This window comes from Campylobacter sp. GB48 (assembly GCF_049221845.1).
GTDB lineage: Bacteria > Campylobacterota > Campylobacteria > Campylobacterales > Campylobacteraceae > Campylobacter_D > Campylobacter_D lari_C.
In genome coordinates this window covers 1-805 of sequence record NZ_JBMJAR010000082.1, presented here as the reverse complement: position 1 = coordinate 805, position 805 = coordinate 1, and the positions used below count along the sequence as shown (strand labels likewise).

The 805-nt window shown below is 24.8% G+C and carries 1 protein-coding gene and 1 pseudogene; both read right to left on the bottom strand.

What is annotated here, in order from left to right; translation table 11 throughout:
* Positions 1 to 487, bottom strand: a pseudogene (locus ACOTVC_RS08920) (hypothetical protein); the annotation flags it as partial.
* A partial coding sequence (locus ACOTVC_RS08915; protein ID WP_421628391.1) for a hypothetical protein occupies positions 477 to 805 on the bottom strand: 329 nt, incomplete at its 5' end. The pseudogene ACOTVC_RS08920 and the gene ACOTVC_RS08915, both read right to left, overlap by 11 nt.

Here is an 805-nt window from a genome sequence, read left to right as displayed (position 1 = left end):
AAGAAAAACCATCAAAATTAAATTCTTTTAACAAATTACTATTTTTATTATCTATAGAACATAAAGGAGCAAAGGAATTTTGTATGTTTTTGTAGTAGGGGTAGAGAGAGTGGGCGGTGGATGTTGCTTTTCCTCCTAAAGAAGTTATGTTTATTATGAATAGTTTTTTTGCTTTGGTTGTTATATTTAAAATTAAAATTATCCCAGCGGGTGTTAAATAATATAAAGGCCTTCTATTGGCATCTTTTATTAAATATTCTAGTATAACATTTCTAGAAGTTTCATTTTTAATAATATCTTTTAAAAAGTCCAATTCTTCTAGTGTCTGCCTTTTATGAAAATCATCTAAAATAACACTTTTTTCTTGCCAATCTCTAAAACCTGAAATTCTAGCTAAAAAATCTCCAAAATCATAAAGTCCTATATAACAATCTACAATACCATCTTTAATATCCTTAAGATGTTCCATTAATCCTTTATTTGTCATTTTCTAGCCTTTTTAATTTACAAAGAAGAAGTAAAACAATATTTATTAGTTTTCTAACAAGAAGGATAATTGCTAATAAGTAAAGCACTACTAATAATCCATATTTGACAAAAAAATATCCACCAAAAAATATTATAATTAAAAGCATACTATCTGGAATAAGCAATAAATATACAAAAGTATCATATATCCAGTTTATAATCTTACTAGAAACTCCATATTTACTTTTGCAATTTTTACATTTTATTTCTAATTTGCCTGAGAATATATTCCAAATATTTTGTAATTTATTGATTTTTGTTTTACAAACTTCGCATT